The sequence below is a fragment of the Pseudomonas juntendi genome, from assembly GCF_021560075.1.
GTDB classification, from domain to species: domain Bacteria; phylum Pseudomonadota; class Gammaproteobacteria; order Pseudomonadales; family Pseudomonadaceae; genus Aquipseudomonas; species Aquipseudomonas juntendi.
The window spans coordinates 1129129-1149404 of record NZ_CP091088.1 but is presented as its reverse complement, the minus strand read 5'-3'; the positions used below and the strand labels follow the sequence as shown (position 1 = coordinate 1149404).

19 protein-coding genes are annotated in these 20276 nt (G+C 63.9%); 15 read left to right on the top strand and 4 right to left on the bottom strand.

Translation table 11 applies throughout. The features are described from left to right. Positions 1-215: 215 nt before the first annotated feature. Positions 216-1862, bottom strand: a complete 1647-nt coding sequence (locus L1P09_RS05220; protein ID WP_029885076.1) for a Na+/H+ antiporter — start codon at positions 1860-1862, stop codon at positions 216-218. 248 nt (positions 1863-2110) lie between these two features. On the opposite strand from L1P09_RS05220, the gene L1P09_RS05215 reads away from it, so the two are divergent. From L1P09_RS05215 to L1P09_RS05190, 6 genes are all read left to right on the top strand, one after another. Then, a complete protein-coding gene (locus L1P09_RS05215) occupies positions 2111-2389 on the top strand; it encodes a type II toxin-antitoxin system RelE/ParE family toxin (protein ID WP_029885077.1) in 279 nt (92 codons plus the stop codon). Between the two features lie 8 nt (positions 2390-2397). Further along, positions 2398-2697 carry a type II toxin-antitoxin system antitoxin GraA gene (gene graA / locus L1P09_RS05210; RefSeq protein WP_029885078.1) on the top strand — a complete coding sequence of 100 codons (300 nt, stop codon included), beginning with the start codon at positions 2398-2400 and terminating at the stop codon, positions 2695-2697. Between the two features lie 125 nt (positions 2698-2822). Continuing rightward, the gene (locus L1P09_RS05205; protein WP_054881204.1) at positions 2823-3170 is read left to right on the top strand and encodes an ArsC family reductase; all 348 of its coding nucleotides are present in this window, start codon (positions 2823-2825) and stop codon (positions 3168-3170) included. Between the two features lie 31 nt (positions 3171-3201). Beyond that, entirely contained in the window at positions 3202-4236 is a 1035-nt protein-coding gene (gene dapD / locus L1P09_RS05200) for a 2,3,4,5-tetrahydropyridine-2,6-dicarboxylate N-succinyltransferase (protein WP_009686960.1), read from the top strand. Between the two features lie 81 nt (positions 4237-4317). Further along, a complete protein-coding gene (locus tag L1P09_RS05195) occupies positions 4318-5523 on the top strand; it encodes a cysteine desulfurase (protein WP_029885081.1) in 1206 nt (401 codons plus the stop codon). Then, on the top strand, positions 5520-5930 hold the full coding sequence (locus L1P09_RS05190; RefSeq protein WP_054881203.1) for a SufE family protein: 411 nt from the start codon (positions 5520-5522) through the stop codon (positions 5928-5930). Before L1P09_RS05195 ends, L1P09_RS05190 begins: the two co-directional genes overlap by 4 nt. A 71-nt stretch (positions 5931-6001) precedes the next feature. Here L1P09_RS05190 and tcdA read toward each other — a convergent pair whose 3' ends face one another. Continuing rightward, positions 6002-6811, bottom strand: a complete 810-nt coding sequence (tcdA, locus tag L1P09_RS05185) for a tRNA cyclic N6-threonylcarbamoyladenosine(37) synthase TcdA (protein ID WP_009686964.1) — start codon at positions 6809-6811, stop codon at positions 6002-6004. A gap of 119 nt (positions 6812-6930) precedes the next feature. On the opposite strand from tcdA, the gene L1P09_RS05180 reads away from it, so the two are divergent. The 4 genes from L1P09_RS05180 (at position 6931) to L1P09_RS05165 (ending at position 11975) form a co-directional block, all read left to right on the top strand. Continuing rightward, positions 6931-9522 (top strand): glycosyltransferase, encoded by a 2592-nt coding sequence (locus tag L1P09_RS05180; RefSeq protein WP_029885084.1) that lies wholly within the window; start codon positions 6931-6933, stop codon positions 9520-9522. 94 nt (positions 9523-9616) lie between these two features. After that, entirely contained in the window at positions 9617-10768 is a 1152-nt protein-coding gene (gene dapE, locus L1P09_RS05175) for a succinyl-diaminopimelate desuccinylase (RefSeq protein ID WP_029885085.1), read from the top strand. After that, positions 10768-11580, top strand: coding sequence for a putative RNA methyltransferase (locus tag L1P09_RS05170; protein WP_047150000.1), 813 nt, complete (start codon positions 10768-10770; stop codon positions 11578-11580). The genes dapE and L1P09_RS05170 overlap by 1 nt, the downstream gene beginning before the upstream one ends. 17 nt (positions 11581-11597) lie before the next feature. Further along, positions 11598-11975, top strand: a complete 378-nt coding sequence (locus L1P09_RS05165) for a hypothetical protein (protein WP_009686969.1) — start codon at positions 11598-11600, stop codon at positions 11973-11975. Positions 11976-12065: 90 nt separating this feature from the next. Here the strand turns inward: L1P09_RS05165 and L1P09_RS05160 are convergent, their stop codons facing one another. Further along, positions 12066-12275, bottom strand: a complete 210-nt coding sequence (locus L1P09_RS05160; RefSeq protein WP_003252255.1) for a cold-shock protein — start codon at positions 12273-12275, stop codon at positions 12066-12068. Positions 12276-12508: 233 nt separating this feature from the next. Between L1P09_RS05160 and plsB the strand changes: the two genes are divergently transcribed. From plsB to L1P09_RS05135, 5 genes are all read left to right on the top strand, one after another. Next, the gene (gene plsB / locus L1P09_RS05155) at positions 12509-14995 is read left to right on the top strand and encodes a glycerol-3-phosphate 1-O-acyltransferase PlsB (RefSeq protein WP_235768550.1); all 2487 of its coding nucleotides are present in this window, start codon (positions 12509-12511) and stop codon (positions 14993-14995) included. Positions 14996-15067: 72 nt separating this feature from the next. After that, the gene (locus L1P09_RS05150; protein WP_029885088.1) at positions 15068-15427 is read left to right on the top strand and encodes a YbaY family lipoprotein; all 360 of its coding nucleotides are present in this window, start codon (positions 15068-15070) and stop codon (positions 15425-15427) included. 66 nt (positions 15428-15493) lie between these two features. Next, the gene (locus tag L1P09_RS05145) at positions 15494-15892 is read left to right on the top strand and encodes a YbaY family lipoprotein (protein ID WP_029885089.1); all 399 of its coding nucleotides are present in this window, start codon (positions 15494-15496) and stop codon (positions 15890-15892) included. 33 nt (positions 15893-15925) lie between these two features. Next, positions 15926-16612 (top strand): DUF4197 domain-containing protein, encoded by a 687-nt coding sequence (locus L1P09_RS05140; RefSeq protein WP_029885090.1) that lies wholly within the window; start codon positions 15926-15928, stop codon positions 16610-16612. A gap of 143 nt (positions 16613-16755) precedes the next feature. Further along, positions 16756-17157, top strand: a complete 402-nt coding sequence (locus tag L1P09_RS05135) for a hypothetical protein (RefSeq protein WP_029885091.1) — start codon at positions 16756-16758, stop codon at positions 17155-17157. Between the two features lie 57 nt (positions 17158-17214). On the opposite strand, the gene L1P09_RS05130 is transcribed toward L1P09_RS05135, so the two are convergent. Beyond that, positions 17215-20271, bottom strand: a complete 3057-nt coding sequence (locus L1P09_RS05130; protein WP_235768548.1) for an efflux RND transporter permease subunit — start codon at positions 20269-20271, stop codon at positions 17215-17217. Positions 20272-20276 lie beyond the last annotated feature (5 nt).

Below are 20276 nucleotides of genomic sequence, written 5' to 3'. Positions count from 1 at the left end.
GCAAGTACGGCGGCAACTCCAAGCCAGCGCAGGACCTGTGGGAGCGGGCATGTCCGCGAACACCGGCAAAGCCGGTGCCATACACCGCGTCGCCTGCTTCGCGGGCTTGCCCGCTCCCACAGGTGAATCGCGCAGGCTTTTCAAATTTGCAGTAAAAACAGTTGCTCCTACCGGGGTAGGTGAGATACCTGTTGCTGCAAGGCAGCCCCAGCGCTTTATTTGACCTGGCCCAGGTTCGCCTCACTCATGTCCAGCTCGCCCAGCACCTGCCGTACCACTTCATCGCCCACCTCGTGCTGACGATGCAGGTTGTACAGCTCCAGCCGCTGCGCCCTTAGCGCCCGCAGGCGCAAGCGGCGCTCCAGCAAATCCATCTGCTCGGCCAGTGCCTTGGCTTCGGCCGTGTCGTTATAACTGTCCAGCTCAGCCCGGTACTCCGCCATCAGGCGCGCCTTCAGTTCCGTGGCCATGGTTGCCTGGTCTGCATCCTGCGGCGCATTGCTGTCGATCACTTCCTCCGCCTCCAGGGCATGGATCGCCGCTTCTGCCGTGCGCCGCCAGGCTTCCTGCACCTCCTGTTGCAAGCGCTCGTCGGCGCTTTTGGTCACCCCGCGCAGCAATAGCGGCAAGGCGATACAGGCGCTGACCAGCGATAGCAGGATCACCCCTGCCGCGATGAAAATCAGCAGGTCCCGTTCCGGGAACGCCTTGCCTGCCCCCATCAGCAATGGCACCGACATCACACCCGCCAGGGTCACTGCACCCCGCACGCCGCCGAAGGTCAGCAGCCAGCAGGAGCGCGCCGTAGGCACCAGCACCAGCGCCGGCTTACCGCGCCAGCGGCGCAGCACGCCGATCGCGCGCCAGATACTCTGCACCCAGATGAAACGCAGCAGGATCAGCGCGGCAAAAATCGCCAGCACATCCAGGCAGCGGTAGGCCAGGGTCGGCCACACGGTGGTTTCGTGGCTGACCACAGCCTTGATGATGTCCGGTAACTGCAGGCCCAGTAGCAGGAAAATCAGGCCATTGAAGGCGAACTCCAGCAGCGACCAGACGCTGCGGTTGAGCAGGCGGGTGCTGGTCTGGCGTGGCAGCAGGTCGAGCCAGCTCTGCATCATGCCGGCGGCCACTGCCGACAAAATGCCCGACACGCCCAGGCGCTCGGCCAGTACATAAGCCGCGAACGGCAACAGCAGCATGAACACGACATGGGTCGCAGGGTCGTCCCAGCCCCGGGTGATCATCCACATGCGCAGGCGGCCGATCAGCCAGCTCAGGGCCACGCCCACTGCCAGGCCCCCCAGTGCTACCAGCACGAAGCTGAAGCTGGCGTCGGCCAGCGAGAAGGCCCCGGTGATTGCCGCCGCCAGGGCGAACTTGAAGGTCACCAGGCCAGAGGCGTCGTTCATCAGCGCCTCGCCCTGCAGCATATGCATCAGCGGGGTGGGCAGGCGGTCTTGGGTAATGGCCGATACGGCGACGGCGTCGGTCGGCGACAACACGGCGGCCAAGGCGAAGGCCACCGGCAGCGGGATGCTGGGCATCAGCCAGTGAATGAAGTAACCGGCTCCGACCACAGTGAACAGCACCAGCCCTACCGCCAGCGCTACCACCGGCCCTCGAAGGCGCCACAGTTCGCGCTTGGGAATCCGCCAGCCATCGGCGAACAGCAGTGGCGGCAGGAACAGAAACAGGAATAGCTCGGGGTCCAGCGCCACATGCAGGCCCAGGGTCGGCCACGCCAGCAAGGCGCCAGCGGCGATCTGCACCAGCGGCAAGGGCAGCGGAATCAGGCGACCGACCAGTTTCGACAGGCTGACCAAGGTCAACAGGATGAGGACGGTGTAGGCGGACTGCATCCGGTAAGGCTTCCTTTGTGAACCAGAAACGACAACAGGGCGAAACATCGCCATTGAAACAATATGTTAGCGGCGATCGGCGAACCAGGGCCGCTGCACGATAGTCGCAGGTGGCGGATGAATATGTAACATGATGATACCCAGCAATCATGGCCGGCGTTACCCGAGCAACGTGCAGCGAAGCCCTTGAACTACCGCGATGAAGTCGTATAATCAAGCGTAACGAATAACGTTATGCATTCAATCTCATGATTCAAAGCTTCAGCTGTGCCGACACGGAAGCACTATTTGTTACTGGAAAAACGCGACGTTGGTCAGATATCAAATCAGTCGCGGAGCGCAAACTGGCCATGCTCGATGCCGCAACAGAGCTGCGAGACCTGCGATCGCCACCTGGCAACCGCCTCGAGGCGTTGAGCGGCAACCGTGCCGGTCAGCACAGCATTCGCGTCAATGACCAATGGCGCTTGTGCTTCACCTGGACCGACAACGGGCCGGCCAACGTTGAAATTATCGATTACCACTGAGGTGCATCATGCTCAAGAACGGTATGCGTCCAATCCATCCCGGTGAAGTCCTGCGTGAGGACTTCCAGAAAGAAATGGGCTTCAGTGCTGCGGCATTGGCCAGGGCGCTGGGCGTCGCCACTCCAACCGTCAACAATATCCTGCGCGAACGGGGCGGTGTTTCCGCCGATATGGCGCTGCGTCTGTCCATTTGCCTGGATACTACCCCCGAGTTCTGGCTCAACCTGCAGACCGCCTTCGATCTGCGCACCGCCGAACAGCGACACGGTGAAGAGATCATCGGGGCGGTACAGCGCCTGGTCGCCTGAACACGCCTTGATCAATAGACATGGACGTCTCAGGCGTGGCGCCGCGAGGTTGCTTCCCGCATAATCCCGCGACTGAAATCGAAAAACGGAGAGGTTGGGGCAACCTGTGATCCCCAATGCACACAATGACCTACACGCTCTACGGCATCAAAGCCTGCGACACCATGAAAAAAGCGCGTACCTGGCTAGAAGACCAGTCCATCGCCTACGAATTCCACGACTACAAGACCCAAGGCATCGACCGTGACAGCCTGAACCGCTGGTGCGACGAACACGGCTGGGAAGTCATCCTCAACCGTGCCGGCACCACGTTCCGCAAGCTGGACGACGCCAGCAAGGCAGACCTCGACCAGGCCAAGGCCGTCGAGCTGATGCTGGCCCAGCCGTCGATGATCAAGCGCCCGGTGCTCGACCTTGGCGCGCGCACGTTGGTCGGCTTCAAGCCTGACCTGTACGCCGCAGCCTTCGCCTGAGCCCCTACCCTATTTCGCACGAGGTAATCACATGTCCAATACCCTGTTCAGCCTGGCCTTCGGTGTCGGCTCCCAGAATCGCCAGGGCGCCTGGCTGGAAGTGTTCTACGCACAACCCCTGCTCAACCCAAGCGCCGAACTGGTCGCCGCAGTCGCGCCTGTTCTTGGTTACCAGGGTGGCAACCAGGCCATCGCCTTCAGCAACGCCCAGGCCGCCCAACTGGCCGAAGCGGTGAAAGGCGTGGATGCCGCCCAGGCCGCGCTGCTGACCCGCCTGGCCGAAAGCCACAAGCCGCTGGTCGCCACCCTGCTGGCCGAAGACGCTGCGCTGGCTTCGACCCCGGAGGCCTACCTCAAGCTGCACCTGCTGTCGCACCGCCTGGTCAAGCCACACGGCGTGAGCCTGGCCGGCATCTTCCCGCTGCTGCCGAACGTGGCGTGGACCAACCAAGGCGCGGTCGACCTGAGCGAACTGGCCGAACTGCAACTCGAAGCACGCCTCAAAGGCGAGTTGCTAGAAGTGTTCTCGGTGGACAAGTTCCCGAAAATGACCGACTACGTGGTCCCCGCCGGCGTGCGTATCGCCGACACCGCCCGTGTGCGCCTGGGCGCCTACATTGGCGAAGGCACCACCATCATGCACGAAGGCTTCGTCAACTTTAACGCTGGCACCGAAGGTCCGGGCATGATCGAAGGCCGGGTTTCCGCTGGCGTATTCGTCGGCAAGGGCTCGGACCTGGGCGGCGGCTGCTCGACCATGGGCACCCTGTCCGGTGGCGGCAACATCGTCATCAAGGTCGGCGAAGGCTGCCTGATCGGCGCCAACGCCGGTATCGGTATCCCGCTGGGTGACCGCAACACCGTCGAAGCGGGCCTGTACATCACTGCCGGCACCAAGGTGAACCTGCTGGACGAGAACAACGAACTGGTCAAGGTGGTCAAGGCGCGTGACCTGGCAGGCCAGACCGACCTGCTGTTCCGCCGCAACTCGCTGAACGGCGCAGTGGAATGCAAGACCCACAAGTCGGCCATCGAGCTGAACGAAGCATTGCACGCCCACAACTGAGAACCTTGCACGGTTTGAGGTGTTAACATCGGGTCTGGCGCCAACACGCCAGACCCGTTTTTCATTCCAGGCCCCGCGATCATGTTCCAGCCCTCCCCCTGGCGTGCCGATTTCCCCGCCATCGACGCCCTGCAACGGCAGCACCAGACCTACCTGGACAGCGCCGCCACTACCCAGAAGCCGCAAGCCTTGCTGGATGCCCTGGGCCATTACTACGCCCATGGCGCGGCCAACGTGCACCGCGCCCAGCACTTGCCCGGCGCACTGGCGACCCAGGCTTTCGAAACCAGCCGCAACAAGGTGGCCGCCTGGCTCAACGCCGCCGATGCCCAGCAAATCGTGTTCACCCATGGCGCCACTTCGGCGTTGAACCTGCTGGCCTATGGCCTGGAGCACCGCTTCGAGGCGGGCGACGAAATTGCCGTCAGCGCGCTGGAGCACCATGCCAACCTGCTGCCCTGGCAGCAACTGGCGCAGCGGCACGACCTGCGCCTGGTGGTACTGCCGCTGGACATTCACGGCCACATCGACCTGGACCAGGCCCTGCAGTTGGTAGGCCCACGCACCCGGGTACTGGCCGTCAGCCAGTTGTCCAACGTGCTGGGCACCTGGCAGCCCTTGCCTGCCCTGCTGGCCCATGCCCGTGCGCAAGGTGCCGTGACCGTGGTCGACGGCGCCCAGGGCGTGGTCCATGGGCGCCATGATGTGCAGCAGCTGGGCTGCGACTTCTATGTGTTTTCCAGCCACAAGCTGTATGGCCCGGACGGTGTCGGCGTGCTCTACGGCCGCAGCCAGGCTTTCGAGCTGCTGCGCCATTGGCAGTTTGGCGGTGAGATGGTGCAACTGGCCGACTACCATAGCGCCAGCTTCCGCCCGGCGCCGTTGGGTTTCGAGGCGGGCACCCCGCCCATTGCCGGGGTGATCGGCCTGGGCGCGACCCTTGCCTACCTGGCCAGCCTCGATGGCCACGCGGTCGCCGCCCACGAAACCAGCCTGCATCAACAACTGCTGCGCGGCCTGGCCGACCGCGAGGGTATCCGGGTGCTGGGCACGCCACAGGCGGCGCTGGCCAGTTTCGTCATCGAGGGCGTGCACAATGCCGATATCGCCCACCTGCTCACCGAGCAGGGCATTGCCGTGCGTGCCGGGCACCACTGCGCCATGCCGCTGCTGAAGGGGCTGGGCCTGGAGGGTGCGATCCGTGTGTCGTTGGGCTTGTACAACGACAGCAGCGACCTGCAGCGCTTCTTCGACGCGCTGGACCAAGGCCTGGAGTTGTTGCGATGAGCCTGCCGGAACAGGCGCTAAAGGCGCTGGCCGCGTTCGAACAGGGCAAGGGCTGGGAACAGCGTGCTCGCTTGCTGATGCAATGGGGCGACCGGCTGGAGCCGCTGGCTGCCAACGAAAAAACCGAGGCCAACCGGGTGCACGGTTGCGAAAGCCTGGTGTGGCTGGTGGCCGAGCAGGCCGATGGCGCATGGCGGTTCAAGGCCGGTAGCGATGCCCGTTTGTTACGCGGGCTGCTGGCCTTGTTGCTGGTGCGGGTGCAGGGTTTGACCAGCGGTGAACTGCTGGCGCTTGACCTGCGGGGGTGGTTCAGCCAGCTGGGGCTGGAGCGCCAGCTGTCGCCGTCGCGCAGCAACGGGCTACATGCGGTGTTGCAGCGCATGGCAGAGCTGGTGGTCAAACGTTAACTGGGGTGGGGGCCAACATCGTTGGGGGCGCTGCGCGCCCCATCGCGACACGAGGCCGCTCCTACAGGGATTTACACGGGCTTGACCCGCTCCGATGGCCGTCGCGCACCGGCCACCAGTTTCTCTATCGCCTTGCTCGCTGCCACCATGCCAAAGGTGGCGGTCACCATCATCACCGCGCCAAAGCCGCCGGCACAATCCAGCCGCACGCCTTCGCCAACGAAGCTTTTCTGCAGGCACACGCTGCCATCGCCCTTGGGGTAACGCAGCTGCTCACTGGAAAACACACATGGCACGCCATAGTTGCGGCTGACATTGCGCGAAAAGTTGTAGTCACGCCGCAACGTGGAGCGGACCCGCGATGCCAGCGGATCGTTGAAGGTCTTGTTGAGGTCGGCGATCTGGATCTGCGTGGGGTCGATCTGCCCGCCGGCCCCCCCGGTGGTGACGATGGCGATCTTGCGCCGGCGGCACCAGGCGATCAGCGCGGCCTTGGCCATGACGCTGTCGATGCAGTCGATCACGCAGTCCAGGTGTTCGGTGATGTACTCGACCATGGTGTCGCGGGTGACGAAATCGGCGACTGCATGCACCGTGCAGGCCGGGTTGATCGCCCGCAGGCGCTCGGCCATGACCTCGACCTTGGGGCGCCCCACCTGCCCTTCCAGGGCGTGGGCCTGGCGGTTGGTGTTGCTGACGCAGACATCGTCCAGGTCGAACAGGGTGATTTCGCCCACGCCACTGCGCGCCAGCGCTTCGGCCACCCACGAACCCACCCCGCCAATCCCGACCACCGCCACATGGGCCTGGCCCAGGCGTTGCAGGCCTTGGTCGCCGTACAGCCGGGCAACGCCGGCGAAGCGTGGATCTTCTGTACTCATGTTCATACCCCAAAAAACCGGCGCGCATTATATGCCAGCGAGCCCAAGGCCTGCACCGTTAGGAAATGGACTACTAACCCTGCTTTAATGTCCTATCACTTCGACAGAAATGGACGACAATGTCTTCACGTAAATTCGGCCTGAACCTGGTTGTGGTGCTGGCCATCGCTGCGTTGTTCACCGGCTTCTGGGCGCTGATCAATCGCCCGGTTTCCGCGCCCGCCTGGCCAGAACAAATCTCTGGCTTCTCGTATTCGCCGTTCCGCCTGGGTGAAAGCCCGCAAAAGGGCCAGTACCCCAGTGACGAAGAAATGCGTCAGGACCTGGAACAACTGAGCAAACTGACCGACAGCATCCGCATCTACACCGTGGAAGGCACCCAGGCAGACATCCCACGGCTGGCCGAAGAGTTCGGCCTGCGCGTGACACTGGGCATCTGGATCAGCCCCGACCTCGAACGCAACGAGCGGGAAATTGCCACCGCCATCGAGTTGGCCAATACCTCGCGCAGCGTGGTGCGCGTAGTGGTGGGTAACGAGGCGCTGTTCCGCGAAGAAGTGACACCGGAAAACCTCATCAAGTACCTGGACAGGGTACGTGCCGCGGTCAAGGTCCCGGTAACCACCAGTGAGCAATGGCATATCTGGAAGGAACACCCGGAGCTGGCCAGGCACGTCGACCTGATTGCCGCGCACATCCTGCCCTATTGGGAATTCGTGCCGATGAAAGACTCGGTGGAGTTTGTGCTCGACCGTGCCCGCGAGCTGAAGCAGCAGTTCCCGCGAAAGCCGCTGCTGCTGTCGGAGGTCGGCTGGCCGAGCAATGGCCGCATGCGCGGGGGCGCCGATGCCACCCAGGCCGATCAGGCCATCTACCTGCGCACCTTGGTCAACACGCTCAACCGCCGTGGCTACAACTATTTCGTCATCGAAGCCTATGACCAGCCCTGGAAGGCCAGTGACGAAGGCTCGGTAGGCGCTTACTGGGGCGTTTACAACGCCGAGCGCCAGCAGAAGTTCAACTTCGAGGGGCCCGTGGTGGCGATTCCGCAGTGGCGCGCCCTGGCGGTCGCGTCGGTGGTGCTGGCCATGATCGCGCTGATGGTGCTGTTCATCGACGGCTCGGCCTTGCGCCAACGCGGCCGGACCTTCCTGACGTTCATCACCTTCCTGTGCGGGTCGGTGCTGGTGTGGATCGCCTACGACTACAGCCAGCAATACAGCACCTGGTTCAGCCTGACCGTCGGCGTGTTGCTGGCGCTCGGCGCATTGGGGGTGTTCATCGTGCTGCTCACCGAGGCGCATGAACTGGCCGAGGCGGTGTGGATCCACAAGCGCCGCCGCGAGTTCCTGCCGGTACAGGCCGACAGCGCCTACCGGCCCAAGGTGTCGGTGCATGTACCGTGCTACAACGAGCCGCCAGAAATGGTCAAGCAGACCCTCGACGCCCTGGCCGCGCTGGATTACCCCGATTATGAAGTGCTGGTGATCGACAACAACACCAAGGACCCGGCCGTGTGGGAACCGCTCAAGGCCCATTGCGAGAAACTGGGCGAGCGGTTCAAGTTCTTCCACGTCGCGCCCTTGGCTGGCTTCAAGGGCGGCGCGCTGAACTACCTGATCCCGCACACCGCGCCAGACGCCGAAGTGATCGCGGTGATCGACTCGGACTACTGCGTCGACCGCAACTGGCTCAAGCACATGGTGCCGCACTTCGCCGACCCGAAAATTGCTGTGGTGCAGTCGCCGCAGGACTACCGCGACCAACACGAAAGTGCATTCAAGAAGCTGTGCTACAGCGAATACAAGGGCTTCTTCCACATCGGCATGGTCACCCGCAACGACCGTGACGCGATCATCCAGCATGGCACCATGACCATGACCCGGCGCAGCGTGCTGCAAGAACTGGGCTGGGCCGAGTGGTGTATCTGCGAGGACGCCGAACTGGGCCTGCGCGTGTTCGAAAAGGGCCTGTCGGCCGCTTATGCCCACAACAGTTATGGCCAGGGCTTGATGCCCGACACGTTCATCGATTTCAAGAAACAGCGCTTCCGCTGGGCATACGGTGCCATCCAGATCATCAAGCACCACGCCGGCGCCCTGCTGCGCGGCACGGGTAGCCAGCTGACGCGCGGCCAGCGCTACCACTTTCTGGCCGGCTGGCTGCCCTGGATCGCCGATGGCATGAACATTTTCTTCACCATCGGCGCGCTGCTGTGGTCGGCCGCGATGATCATCGTGCCGCACCGGGTCGACCCGCCACTGATGATTTTCGCCATCCCGCCGCTGGCGCTGTTCTTCTTCAAGGTCGGCAAGATCCTGTTCCTCTACCGGCGTGCGGTGGGGGTGAACATGAAGGATGCCTTCGCGGCGGCGCTGGCAGGGCTGGCGCTGTCGCATACCATCGCCAAAGCGGTGCTGTACGGGTTCTTCACCAGCAGCATGCCGTTCATCCGCACGCCAAAGCATGCCGACAGCCATGGCTTGCTGGTGGCGATTGCCGAGGCGCGCGAGGAACTGTTCATCATGCTGCTGTTGTGGGGCGCAGCGCTGGGTATCTACCTGGTGCAGGGGCTGCCGAGTTCGGACATGCGCTTCTGGATGGCCATGCTGCTGGTGCAGTCGTTGCCGTACGTGGCGGCACTGGTGATGGCGCTGCTGTCGTCGCTGCCCAAGCCTGCGCACAAGGCTGCCGAGGCGCAGCAGGCTTGAGATGTTGGGGGCGCTTGGCGCCCCTTTCGCGACTGGTTTGCTATAAGATAACGCCCCTCAGATTTCCCCGCCTTGCCTTGCCCCGGAGTTCCCCATGACGGCCCCTGCCGAGCTCTCGCCTACCCTTCAACTGGCCTGCGACCTGATCCGTCGCCCCTCCGTCACCCCCGTCGACGCCGATTGCCAGGCGCAAATGATGAACCGCCTCGGCGCCGTGGGCTTCCAGCTCGAGCCGATGCGCATCGAAGACGTCGACAATTTCTGGGCGACCCATGGCCAGCAGGAAGGCCCGGTACTGTGCTTCGCCGGCCACACCGACGTGGTGCCCACCGGCCCGGTGCAGCAATGGCAGCATGAACCGTTCGAAGCGCTGATCGACGCCGACGGCATGCTCTGCGGCCGCGGCGCAGCCGACATGAAAGGCAGCCTGGCCTGCATGGTGGTTGCCAGCGAACGCTTCGTGCAGGATTACCCCGACCACCGCGGCAAGGTCGCGTTCCTGATCACCAGCGACGAGGAAGGCCCGGCCCACCACGGCACCAAGGCTGTGGTCGAACGCCTGAAAGCACGTAACCAGCGCCTGGACTGGTGCATCGTCGGCGAACCGTCCAGCACCACCCTGCTGGGTGACGTGGTCAAGAACGGCCGCCGCGGCTCGCTGGGCGCCAAGCTGACCGTGCGCGGCAAACAGGGCCATGTGGCCTACCCGCACCTGGCGCGCAACCCCATTCACCTGGCCGCACCGGCCCTGGCGGAGCTGGCAGCCGAGCACTGGGACGAAGGCAATGCATTCTTCCCGCCGACCAGCTTCCAGATCTCCAACCTCAACTCCGGCACCGGTGCCACCAACGTGGTCCCGGGCGAGCTGACTGCGCTGTTCAATTTCCGGTTCTCCACCGAGTCCACCGTCGAAGGCCTGCAGGCGCGGGTGTCGGCGATCCTCGACAAGCACGAACTGGACTGGTCGATCGACTGGGCGCTGTCAGGCCTGCCGTTCCTCACCGAGCCGGGCGAGCTGCTGGGTGCCGTTTCGGCCAGCATCAAAAGTGTCACCGGCCGCGACACCCAACCGTCGACCAGCGGCGGCACGTCCGATGGCCGCTTCATCGCCACCCTGGGCACCCAGGTGGTCGAGCTGGGCCCGGTCAACGCCACCATCCACCAGGTGGACGAGCGGATTCTGGCCAGCGACCTCGACCTGCTGACCGAAATCTACTACCAGACCCTGGTCCGGTTGCTCGCCTGATGCTTGCCTGCCCCCTTTGCCAGGCGCCGCTGGCGCAAGTCGACAACGGCGTGGCCTGCCCGGCAGGCCACCGCTTCGACCGGGCCCGCCAGGGCTACCTGAACCTGCTGCCGGTGCAGCACAAGAACAGCCGTGACCCGGGTGACAACCAGGCCATGGTCGAGGCGCGTCGCGACTTTCTCGACGGTGGCCACTACGCGCCGGTGGCCCAGCGCCTGGCCGAACTGGCCGCCGAGCGCCAGCCCGGTGCGTGGCTGGACATTGGCTGCGGCGAGGGTTACTACACCGCGCAGTTGGCCCAGGCCCTGCCTGCTGCCGACGGTTACGCCCTGGATATCTCCCGCGAGGCGGTCAAGCGTGCCTGCCGCCGCGCACCGGCTGTCACCTGGATGGTCGCCAGCATGGCCCGGGTGCCGCTGGCCGATGCCAGCTGCCAGTTCATCGCCAGCGTATTCAGCCCGCTGGACTGGGCCGAAGCCAAACGCCTGCTCAGCCCCGGCGGTGGCCTGATGCGGGTAGGCCCGACCAGCGGCCACCTGATGGAACTGCGCGAAGTGCTCTACGATGAAGTACGCCCTTACGCCGACGACAAGCACCTGGCCCTGGTCCCCGAGGGCATGGTCCATGCCCACAGCGAAACCCTGGCGTTGCGCCTGAGCCTGGCAGCCCCCAAGGCCCGCGCCGACCTGCTGGCCATGACCCCACACGGCTGGCGCGCCAGCGCCGAAAAACGTGCACGGGTAATCGACCAGCCCGAGCCGTTCGAGGTAACGGTTTCCATGCGTTATGACTATTTTGTGCGCCAAGACTGAGCACACCCGGAGCCCTTATGCGCCAACCTGATATCGAGATCTACCTGAAGGACGCCGACGTCGACCACAAACAGATTGCCGGGTGGCTTGCCCAGGCGATCGGCCCGTGCAGCGAATGGAAGCAGAAAGGCCAGACCTTCAAATGCCAGGCCGGTAACATTCCGGTCACTTGGTTACCGAAGGCTGTAGGGAAATGGAACAGCCTGTACCTGGAAAGCGACCAGACCCCCTGGGCCGACGATATTGCCTGCGCCCGCGCTGCATTCGCCGCACTGGGGGTGGAAGTACGCTGCGCACCGGGTGGCTGGGTCGAGGAAGACGGCGAGGAAGATGCCGACCGCTGGGTCCGCATCAGCGCCGACGGTGAAGAGGAAATCACCTGGCGTACGTCTTGAGCTTGAAGCTTCAAGCTGCAAGTTTCAAGAAGGCTCGCATCAGGCTGCAAGTACACGGTCACTTGCAGCTTGAAGCTTATAGCTTAAGGCTCAGAGGCCTACCACGTCTTCGGCTTGCAGGCCTTTCTGGCCCTGCACGCAAGCGTATTCAACCCGCTGCCCTTCGACCAGGGTACGATGCCCCTCACCGCGAATCGCCCGATAGTGGACGAATACATCCGCACCACCTTCGCGCTGAATGAAGCCATAACCCTTGGCATCGTTGAACCACTTTACATTCCCAGTCTCACGAGACGACATCTGAACTACTCCGGTTTTTTATTGTGAAGATCGCCGTGCAGGCATGGGCTTACCTGCCCCGTGCCAACGCCGCTTGCCGAAATAACCTGCAAGTGGCAGGCCGAGTATATGCCACAGCACAAAAAAAATTGATGACGGTCCCGCTGTTGGCCGATTTTTGCTGAACTTACGCACATACGGCAGACTAATTAACTGGATACTCACCTGAACATCACACCCAGGGCACACACCCCATGACCCGTTCCCCCCTGCGCCGCCTGATTTTCGGCGCCCTGCGTCGCCTGTTGTACCTGTGGGTGCGCTCCGAAACCATCAACCAGTCGGCCATGTCGTTGAACCTGGACCGCAGCCGGCCAGTGATCTACGCCTTGCCTACGCCGGCGCTCACCGACCTGGTCGTACTCGACCACGAGTGCACCAAGGCAGGGCTTCCGCGCCCGGTGCTGCCGGTAACGGTCGGTCCGCTGCAGGAACCCGCCGCGTTCTTCTACCTGACCCCCGACCCCGACTGGCTGGGCCGCCAGGACAAGCGTGGCGCCCCGCCCACCCTCGAGCGCCTGGTAGCTGCCGTTACCCGGCATGCCGAGGAAGATGCGCAGATCATTCCAGTCAGCGTGTTCTGGGGCCAGACCCCGGCCAGCGAGTCCAGCCCGTGGAAACTGCTGTTTGCCGACAGTTGGGCAGTGACCGGGCGTTTGCGGCGGCTGCTGACCGTACTGATACTCGGGCGCAAGACCCGCGTGCAGTTCTCTGCCCCCATCCACCTGCGCGAACTGGTGCAGCACAACAAAGGCCACGAACGCACTGTGCGCATGGCCCAGCGCCTGATGCGCGTGCATTTTCGCAACCTCAAGACCGCGGTCATCGGCCCCGACCTTTCGCACCGCCGCAACCTGGTCAAGGGGCTGGTTCATGCACCGCTGGTGCGCCAGGCCATCGCCGAGGAGGCGCAGCGCGAAAACCTGCCGCTGGCCAAGGCCGAAGCCCAGGCCTTGCGCTACGGCAACGAGATTGCCTCTGACTACACCTACACTGCCATCCGCTTCCTGGAAGTGGTGCTCAGCTGGTTCTGGAACAAGATCTACGACGGCATCAAGGTCAACCACATCGAGCAGGTGCAGGGCATCGCGCCCGGCCACGAAGTGATCTACGTGCCCTGCCACCGCAGCCATATCGACTACCTGCTGCTGTCGTACCTGCTGTTCCGCAACGGCCTCACGCCACCGCACGTGGCCGCGGGCATCAACCTCAACATGCCGGTGGTCGGCAACCTGCTGCGCCGTGGCGGGGCGTTCTTCATGCGCCGCACCTTCAAGGGCAACCCCCTGTATACCGCGGTCTTCAACGAATACCTGCACACCCTGTTCACCAAGGGGTTCCCGGTGGAGTACTTCGTCGAAGGCGGCCGTTCCCGTACCGGGCGCATGCTGCAACCGCGCACCGGGATGCTGGCCATTACCCTGCGCAGCTTCCTGCGTTCGTCGCGCACGCCCATCGTGTTCGTGCCGGTCTACATCGGCTATGAGCGCGTGCTCGAAGGCCGCACCTACCTGGGCGAGCTGCGCGGTGCCAGCAAGAAGAAAGAGTCGGTATTCGATATCTTCAAGGTGTTCGGCGCGCTGAGGCAGCGCTTTGGCCAGGTGTCGGTCAACTTTGGCGAGCCGATTCGCCTGGCCAGCTTCCTCGACCAGCAACAACCCGGCTGGCGTGAGCAGGAGCATGGCCCGCAATACCGCCCGGATTGGCTTAACGCCACTACCCATCGCCTGGGTGAGACCGTGGCCCGCCACCTCAACGAGGCGGCGGCCATCAACCCGGTCAACCTGGTGGCCATGGCATTGCTGTCCACCAGCCGCCTGGCCCTGGATGAACGCGCCCTGGTCCGCGTGCTCGACCTGTACCTGGCCCTGCTGCGCCAGGTGCCCTACTCGCCGCACATCACCCTGCCCGAGGGTGACAGCCAGGCCCTGATCGAACACGTGCGCAGCATGAACCTGGTCGCCGAGCAGAAGGACGCCCTGGGCCGCATCCTGTACCTGGACGAAGGCAATGCGGTGCTGATGACCTACTACCGCAACAACGTGCTGCACATCTTCGCCCTGCCGGCGCTGCTGGCCAGCTTCTTCCTCAGCAGCTCGCGCATGAGCCGCGAACTGTTGGGGCAGTATGTGCACGCGCTGTACCCGTATTTGCAGGCCGAACTGTTCCTGCGCTGGGCGCCGCAGCAATTGGACGACGTCATCGACCAGTGGCTGGCGGCGCTGGTCGAGCAAGGCCTGCTGCGCCAGGACAACGACATCTATGTGCGCCCGCCGCCGAGCTCGCGGCAGTTCGTGCTGCTGACCCTGCTGGCCCGCACCATCACCCAGACGCTGCAGCGTTTCTACATGGCCACATCCCTGCTGCTCAACAGCGGGCAGAACAGCCTCAGCGCCGAAGCGCTGGAAGACCTGTGTGTGATAATGGCCCAGCGCCTGTCGATCCTGCATGGCCTGAACGCCCCGGAGTTCTTCGACAAGACGCTGTTCCGCCACTTCATCCAGACCTTGCTCCAGCAAGGCGTGCTGCATGCCGATGCCCAAGGCAAGCTGGGTTACCACGACAAGCTCGGCGAACTGGCCGAGGGCGTGGCCAAGCGCGTGCTGTCGGCCGAGCTGCGCCTGTCCATCCGCCAGGTGGCGCTGCATCGCGACGAGCCTTCAGACGTGGTGCAAGGGTAGCTTTTCTGTCTGCCGCCAGGCCTTGAGAGGGGACAGCATCGCCGTGCTTTCCCCCTCTCAAGGAGCACCACCATGAACCAGATCAAATCGATCGACGTCGAAATCGTTTCTTCCAGCGACAACTACCTGCCAGCCTCCGCCCAGGTGCTACTGAGCCTGCTCGACGTGTCCCGTGCCGACGCGCCGGCCGTCAGCCAGGCCGAGCTGCGCCTTCAGTGCGCCGGTGTACTGCCGATCAAGCTGCAACTGGCCTGCGACCTCAGCCAGCTCGACCCGCGCGGCAGCTACGTGCTGGCCGTGCGCATCGAGCAGAACGGGCAACTGCAGTTCATCAACAACGCCCATCACGCCGTAAACCCTCACACCTTGTCTGGCACCGAACGCGTGGTGGTCGATAACGTGGCGACGCCCCCGGTCGTGCTCCATGATTGATTAGGGAAAATCCGCTAAAGTCCCTGGGGTTGGCCACAAGCCGGCTCCAAGGACAACGGAGATTCCATGAAAAAGCTCTTTATGCTGTGTTGCGCATCCCTGCTCGCAGCCTGCTCCAGCCAAACCCCGCCCGCCCAGGCCAGCCTGGATGGCGAAGTCTTCTACCTGCAGCGCATTGCCCTGCCCCCGGCCGCCACCCTGAGCGTCGAACTGCAGGACGTGTCGTTGCTGGACGCCCCGGCAGTGACCCTGGCCCGCCAGGCCGGCCCGGTCAAAGGCAACGTGCCGCTGCCGTTCCACCTCACCTACGATCCGCGCCAGGTCAAACCCGGCCACCGCTATGCGCTGAGCGCGCGCATCGAGCTGGGCGGCAAACTGCTGTTCATCAATACCGAACACCATGGCGTGCTGCTCGACGGCTCCGACCCGCAACCCGTGCGCGTCAAGCTCGACCAGGTTCGCTGATACCCGTATTCATCTGTTTACAAGGAACGCTTCATGATCCGCACTTCCCTGCGCTTCACCACCCTGTGCGCCGGCCTGCTGCTGTCGGCCAGCGCGCTGGCCCTGTCGCTGGGCGACCTGAGCCAGAAGGACGCCACCGGCGGCCTGAAAGATGCCCTCACCCAAGGTGCGCAACTGGCGGTCAAGCAGCTCAGCACCCCAGGCGGCTTCAGCAACAACCCGGACGTGCGTATCGAACTGCCGGGCAACCTGGGCAAGGCCGCCAAAGCGATGAAGATGTTCGGCAAGGGCGAACAGGTCGAAGCCCTGGAAGCCAGCATGAACAAGGCCGCCGAAAAGGCCGTGCCGCAGGCTCAGGCGATTCTGGTAGACGCCGTGAAGAACATGAGCGTGACCGACGCCAAGGGCATTCTCAGCGGCGGTGACGACTCCGCCACCCAGTACCTGAACAAGAGCAGCCGCGAGCAGATTCGGGCCAAGTTCCTGCCGGTCGTCAAGCAGGCCACCGACCAGGTTGGTGTGGCTCAGCAGTACAACGCCTTCGCCGCGCAGGCCAAAGGCCTGGGGCTGGTCAAGGATGACGCCAACATCGAGAACTACGTGACCGAGAAGGCGCTGGACGGCCTGTTCGAGATGATCGGCAAGCAAGAGCAGAACATTCGCCAGAACCCGGCCGCCGCAGCTACCAGCCTGGCCAAGAAGGTTTTCGGCACGCTCTGATAACGCGTGGTGCCACAGCAGCGGTCTGCGTGAACCCGCGCGGCCGCTGCCTCTGCGTCGTTTTGGCTGTACCGCCTTTCCCCGCTCCCTCGGCCAACAGCAAGGTGCAGGATGGCGGCTCTTTTCGACGAGGAGTTTCCGTTATGCCCTCCACCCCACATTTCCAGATCTTCATCGACTGCGAAAGCCAAGACCGGATAACACCGGACGCTTCGGCGAGTTACGTATTGGTCCTGAGTGAAAAACTGGAGGGCTTCGGCGCTGCCAAAGGCAGCTCCGTCCTGCAGCCCGTGCTTACCCTCGAGCAGCAAGGCGAACTGGCGCTGCCCCAGACCTTCAGTTTCATGATCGATGGGGCAACGCTCAAGGAAGGCCATGCTTACCAGGTGAGCCTGCGCTACCAGGCCACCAACGGTAACCCGCACGGCAAGCGCCTGGCCTGGAAAGAGACTTTCGTCGCTCAGGACCAGGCCCGCATTGCACCTGCCGCCGTCAGCGGCCATGGCCCGTGCAAAGGCCGCACCAACAGCTGCCTGAGCTGGTAAGGGCCGGCGCCTTCAACACCCAGGGCGCAAGCTGCCTGCACGCTCGCGCCTGGGTCTTCAACGCTGCTTTACCCTGAACCAGGCCGCGTACAACGCCGGCAGGAACAACAACGTCAGCACCGTGGCCACGATCAGGCCACCCATGATCGCGACCGCCATCGGCCCGTAGAACACGCTACGCGACAGCGGGATCATGGCCAGCACCGCGGCCAGCGCGGTCAGCACGATCGGCCGGAAGCGCCGCACCGTGGCCTCGATGATCGCTTGCCAGCGGTCCATCCCTGCCGCAATGTCCTGCTCGATCTGGTCAACCAGAATCACCGAATTGCGCATGATCATCCCCGCCAGGGCAATGGTGCCGAGCATGGCGACAAAGCCGAACGGCTGGCGGAACACCAGCAGGAACAGGGTCACGCCGATCAACCCCAACGGCGCGGTCAGGAACACCATCAGCGTGCGTGAGAAGCTGCGCAGCTGGATCATCAGCAAGCTCAACACCACCACGATGAACAGCGGCATGCCAGCGTTCACCGATTTCTGCCCGCGCTCGGCATCTTCCACCGTGCCGCCCACTTCCAGCAGGTAACCGTCGGGCAGCTTGGCGCGGATGCCCTGCAAAGATGGCAGAATCTGCTTCACCAGTGTCGCAGGTTGCGCCTTGTCGTAGATGTCTGCCCGCACGGTCACCGTCGGCAGGCGGTTACGGTGCCAGATGATGCCCTCCTCGAAGCCATACTCCAGGGTCGCGACCTGCGACAGCGCCACGCTCTGGCCGTTGTCGGTCGGCAACGCCAGGCTGCCCAGGTTGCCCAGCTCGCTGCGCTCCTGCAGCGTACCGCGCAGCAGTATCTCGATCAGCTCGTTGTCTTCGCGGTACTGGCTGGCGGTGGTGCCGGTCAGCGAACTTTGCAGGAAACTCGCCAGGTGCGCGGTGCTCACGCCCAGCGCACGGGCACGGTCCTGGTCGATGCTCAGAAACACCGCCTTGCTCGGTTCCTCCCAGTCCAGGTGCACATTCACCACATGCGGGTTCTCGCGTACCTTGGCCGCCACCTCACGGGCCAGTGCCCGCGCCTTCTCGATATGCTCGCCCGTGACGCGGAACTGCACCGGGTAACCCACGGGCGGGCCGTTTTCCAGGCGGGTGACCCGGGCGCGCAACTCGGGGAACTGCTGGTCCACCGTGGCGATCAGCCAGCTGCGCAGGCGCTCGCGGTCGTCCATCGACTTGGCCAGTACCACGAACTGGGCGAAGCTGGCGGCCGGCAGTTGCTGGTCCAGCGGCAGGTAGAAGCGCGGCGAACCGGTGCCCACGTAGGCCACATAGTTGTCGATGCCATCCTGCTGCGCGAGCAGCGCCTCCAATTGCTTGACGCGCTCGGCGGTATTGGCCAGCGATGCACCTTCGGCCAGCTTCAGGTCGACCATCAGTTCCGGGCGCCCGGACGCCGGGAAGAACTGCTGGGGCACGAAGCGGAACAGCAGGAGGCTGCCGATGAAGGCCGCGAGGGTCAGCAGGATCACCGTTTTGCGGCGCCGTACACACCACGCCACAACTCGCCGCACACGCTGGTAGAACGGCGTGGCATAAGGGTCTGGCGCCTGGCCATGACGGGCGGCGTGCAGCCGGGCCAGGTCGGGCAACAGGCGCTCGCCCAGGTAAGGCACGAACACCACGGCGACCAGCCACGATGCCAGCAAGGCAATGGTCACCACCTGGAAGATCGAGCGGGTGTATTCGCCGGTGCTGGAGGCCGCCGTAGCGATGGGCAAGAAGCCCGCTGCGGTGATCAGGGTGCCGGTGAGCATCGGGAAGGCCGTGCTGCTCCAGGCGTAACTGGCCGCCTTGAGGCGGTCGTAGCCCTGCTCCATCTTGATCGCCATCATTTCCACGGCAATGATCGCATCGTCTACCAGCAAGCCCAGGGCCAGTACCAGCGCCCCCAGCGAAATCTTGTGCAGGCCGATGCCAAAGTAATGCATGGCCGCGAAGCTCATGGCCAGCACCAGGGGGATGGCCAGCGCCACCACCAGGCCGGTCCGCAGGCCCAGGGAGAAGAAGCTGACCAGCAGCACGATGACCAGCGCCTCGGCCAGCACCTGCACGAACTCGCCGACACCGGCCTTGACCGCCGCGGGCTGGTCCGAGACCTTGCGCAACTCCATGCCGGCCGGCAGGTTGTGCGCCAGGCGTTCGAACTCGCTTTCCAGCGCCTTGCCCAGCACCAGGATATCGCCGCCATCCTTCATCGACACCGCCAGGCCAATGGCCTCTTCGCCCATGAAGCGCATGCGCGGTGCGGGTGGGTCATTGAAGCCACGGTACACTTCAGCGACATCGCCAATGCGGAAGGTGCGGTCGCCCACCCGAATCGGGAACTGGCGAATCTGCTCGACGCTGTCGAAGCGACCGCTTACCCGCAGTTGCAGGCGCTCGCTGGGGGTTTCGAAGAAGCCGGCGGTGCTGACTGCATTCTGTTCGCGCAGGGCGTTCTGCACCGCTTGCAGCGGCACCCCCAGGGTAGCCAGCTTGAGGTTGGACAGCTCGATCCAGACTTTCTCGTCCTGCAAGCCGATCAGCTCGACCTTGCCCACGTCCTTGACCCGCTGCAGCTGGATCTGGATCCGGTCGGCATAGTCCTTGAGCACGGCGTAATCGAAGCCCTTGCCGGTCAGTGCATAGATATTGCCGAAGGTAGTGCCGAATTCGTCGTTGAAGAAGGGGCCCTGGATTTCCGGCGGCAAGGTATGGCGAATGTCCGCGACCTTCTTGCGGATCTGATACCACAGCTCGGGAATGTCCTTGGAGTGCAGCGAGTCGCGGGCCATGAACGTGACCTGCGATTCGCCAGGCCGGGAAAACGAGACAATCCGCTCGTACTCACCGGTTTCCATCAGCTTTTTCTCGATGCGCTCGGTTACCTGGCGCGACACTTCCTCGGCCGTGGCACCGGGCCACAGGGTACGAATGACCATGGCCTTGAAGGTGAACGGCGGGTCTTCGCTCTGGCCCAGCTTGGTGTAGGACACGGCGCCAATGGCCGCCAGCAGGATCATCAGGAACAGGACGATCTGGCGGTTGCGCAGCGCCCAGGCAGAAAGGTTGAAACCCATCGGGA

Coding starts and splice junctions, on each gene's coding strand:
- L1P09_RS05195 (WP_029885081.1), top strand. CDS start 4,318: ATGTTCCAGCCCTCCCCCTGGCGTGCCGATTTCCCCGCCATCGACGCC.
- L1P09_RS05205 (WP_054881204.1), top strand. CDS start 2,823: ATGACCTACACGCTCTACGGCATCAAAGCCTGCGACACCATGAAAAAA.
- L1P09_RS05180 (WP_029885084.1), top strand. CDS start 6,931: ATGTCTTCACGTAAATTCGGCCTGAACCTGGTTGTGGTGCTGGCCATC.
- L1P09_RS05170 (WP_047150000.1), top strand. CDS start 10,768: ATGCTTGCCTGCCCCCTTTGCCAGGCGCCGCTGGCGCAAGTCGACAAC.
- L1P09_RS05150 (WP_029885088.1), top strand. CDS start 15,068: ATGAACCAGATCAAATCGATCGACGTCGAAATCGTTTCTTCCAGCGAC.
- L1P09_RS05135 (WP_029885091.1), top strand. CDS start 16,756: ATGCCCTCCACCCCACATTTCCAGATCTTCATCGACTGCGAAAGCCAA.
- L1P09_RS05130 (WP_235768548.1), bottom strand. CDS start 20,271: ATGGGTTTCAACCTTTCTGCCTGGGCGCTGCGCAACCGCCAGATCGTC.
- tcdA (WP_009686964.1), bottom strand. CDS start 6,811: ATGAGTACAGAAGATCCACGCTTCGCCGGCGTTGCCCGGCTGTACGGC.
- L1P09_RS05160 (WP_003252255.1), bottom strand. CDS start 12,275: ATGTCGTCTCGTGAGACTGGGAATGTAAAGTGGTTCAACGATGCCAAG.
- dapD (WP_009686960.1), top strand. CDS start 3,202: ATGTCCAATACCCTGTTCAGCCTGGCCTTCGGTGTCGGCTCCCAGAAT.
- dapE (WP_029885085.1), top strand. CDS start 9,617: ATGACGGCCCCTGCCGAGCTCTCGCCTACCCTTCAACTGGCCTGCGAC.
- L1P09_RS05145 (WP_029885089.1), top strand. CDS start 15,494: ATGAAAAAGCTCTTTATGCTGTGTTGCGCATCCCTGCTCGCAGCCTGC.
- L1P09_RS05165 (WP_009686969.1), top strand. CDS start 11,598: ATGCGCCAACCTGATATCGAGATCTACCTGAAGGACGCCGACGTCGAC.
- L1P09_RS05140 (WP_029885090.1), top strand. CDS start 15,926: ATGATCCGCACTTCCCTGCGCTTCACCACCCTGTGCGCCGGCCTGCTG.
- graA (WP_029885078.1), top strand. CDS start 2,398: ATGCTCAAGAACGGTATGCGTCCAATCCATCCCGGTGAAGTCCTGCGT.
- L1P09_RS05215 (WP_029885077.1), top strand. CDS start 2,111: ATGATTCAAAGCTTCAGCTGTGCCGACACGGAAGCACTATTTGTTACT.
- L1P09_RS05190 (WP_054881203.1), top strand. CDS start 5,520: ATGAGCCTGCCGGAACAGGCGCTAAAGGCGCTGGCCGCGTTCGAACAG.
- plsB (WP_235768550.1), top strand. CDS start 12,509: ATGACCCGTTCCCCCCTGCGCCGCCTGATTTTCGGCGCCCTGCGTCGC.
- L1P09_RS05220 (WP_029885076.1), bottom strand. CDS start 1,862: ATGCAGTCCGCCTACACCGTCCTCATCCTGTTGACCTTGGTCAGCCTG.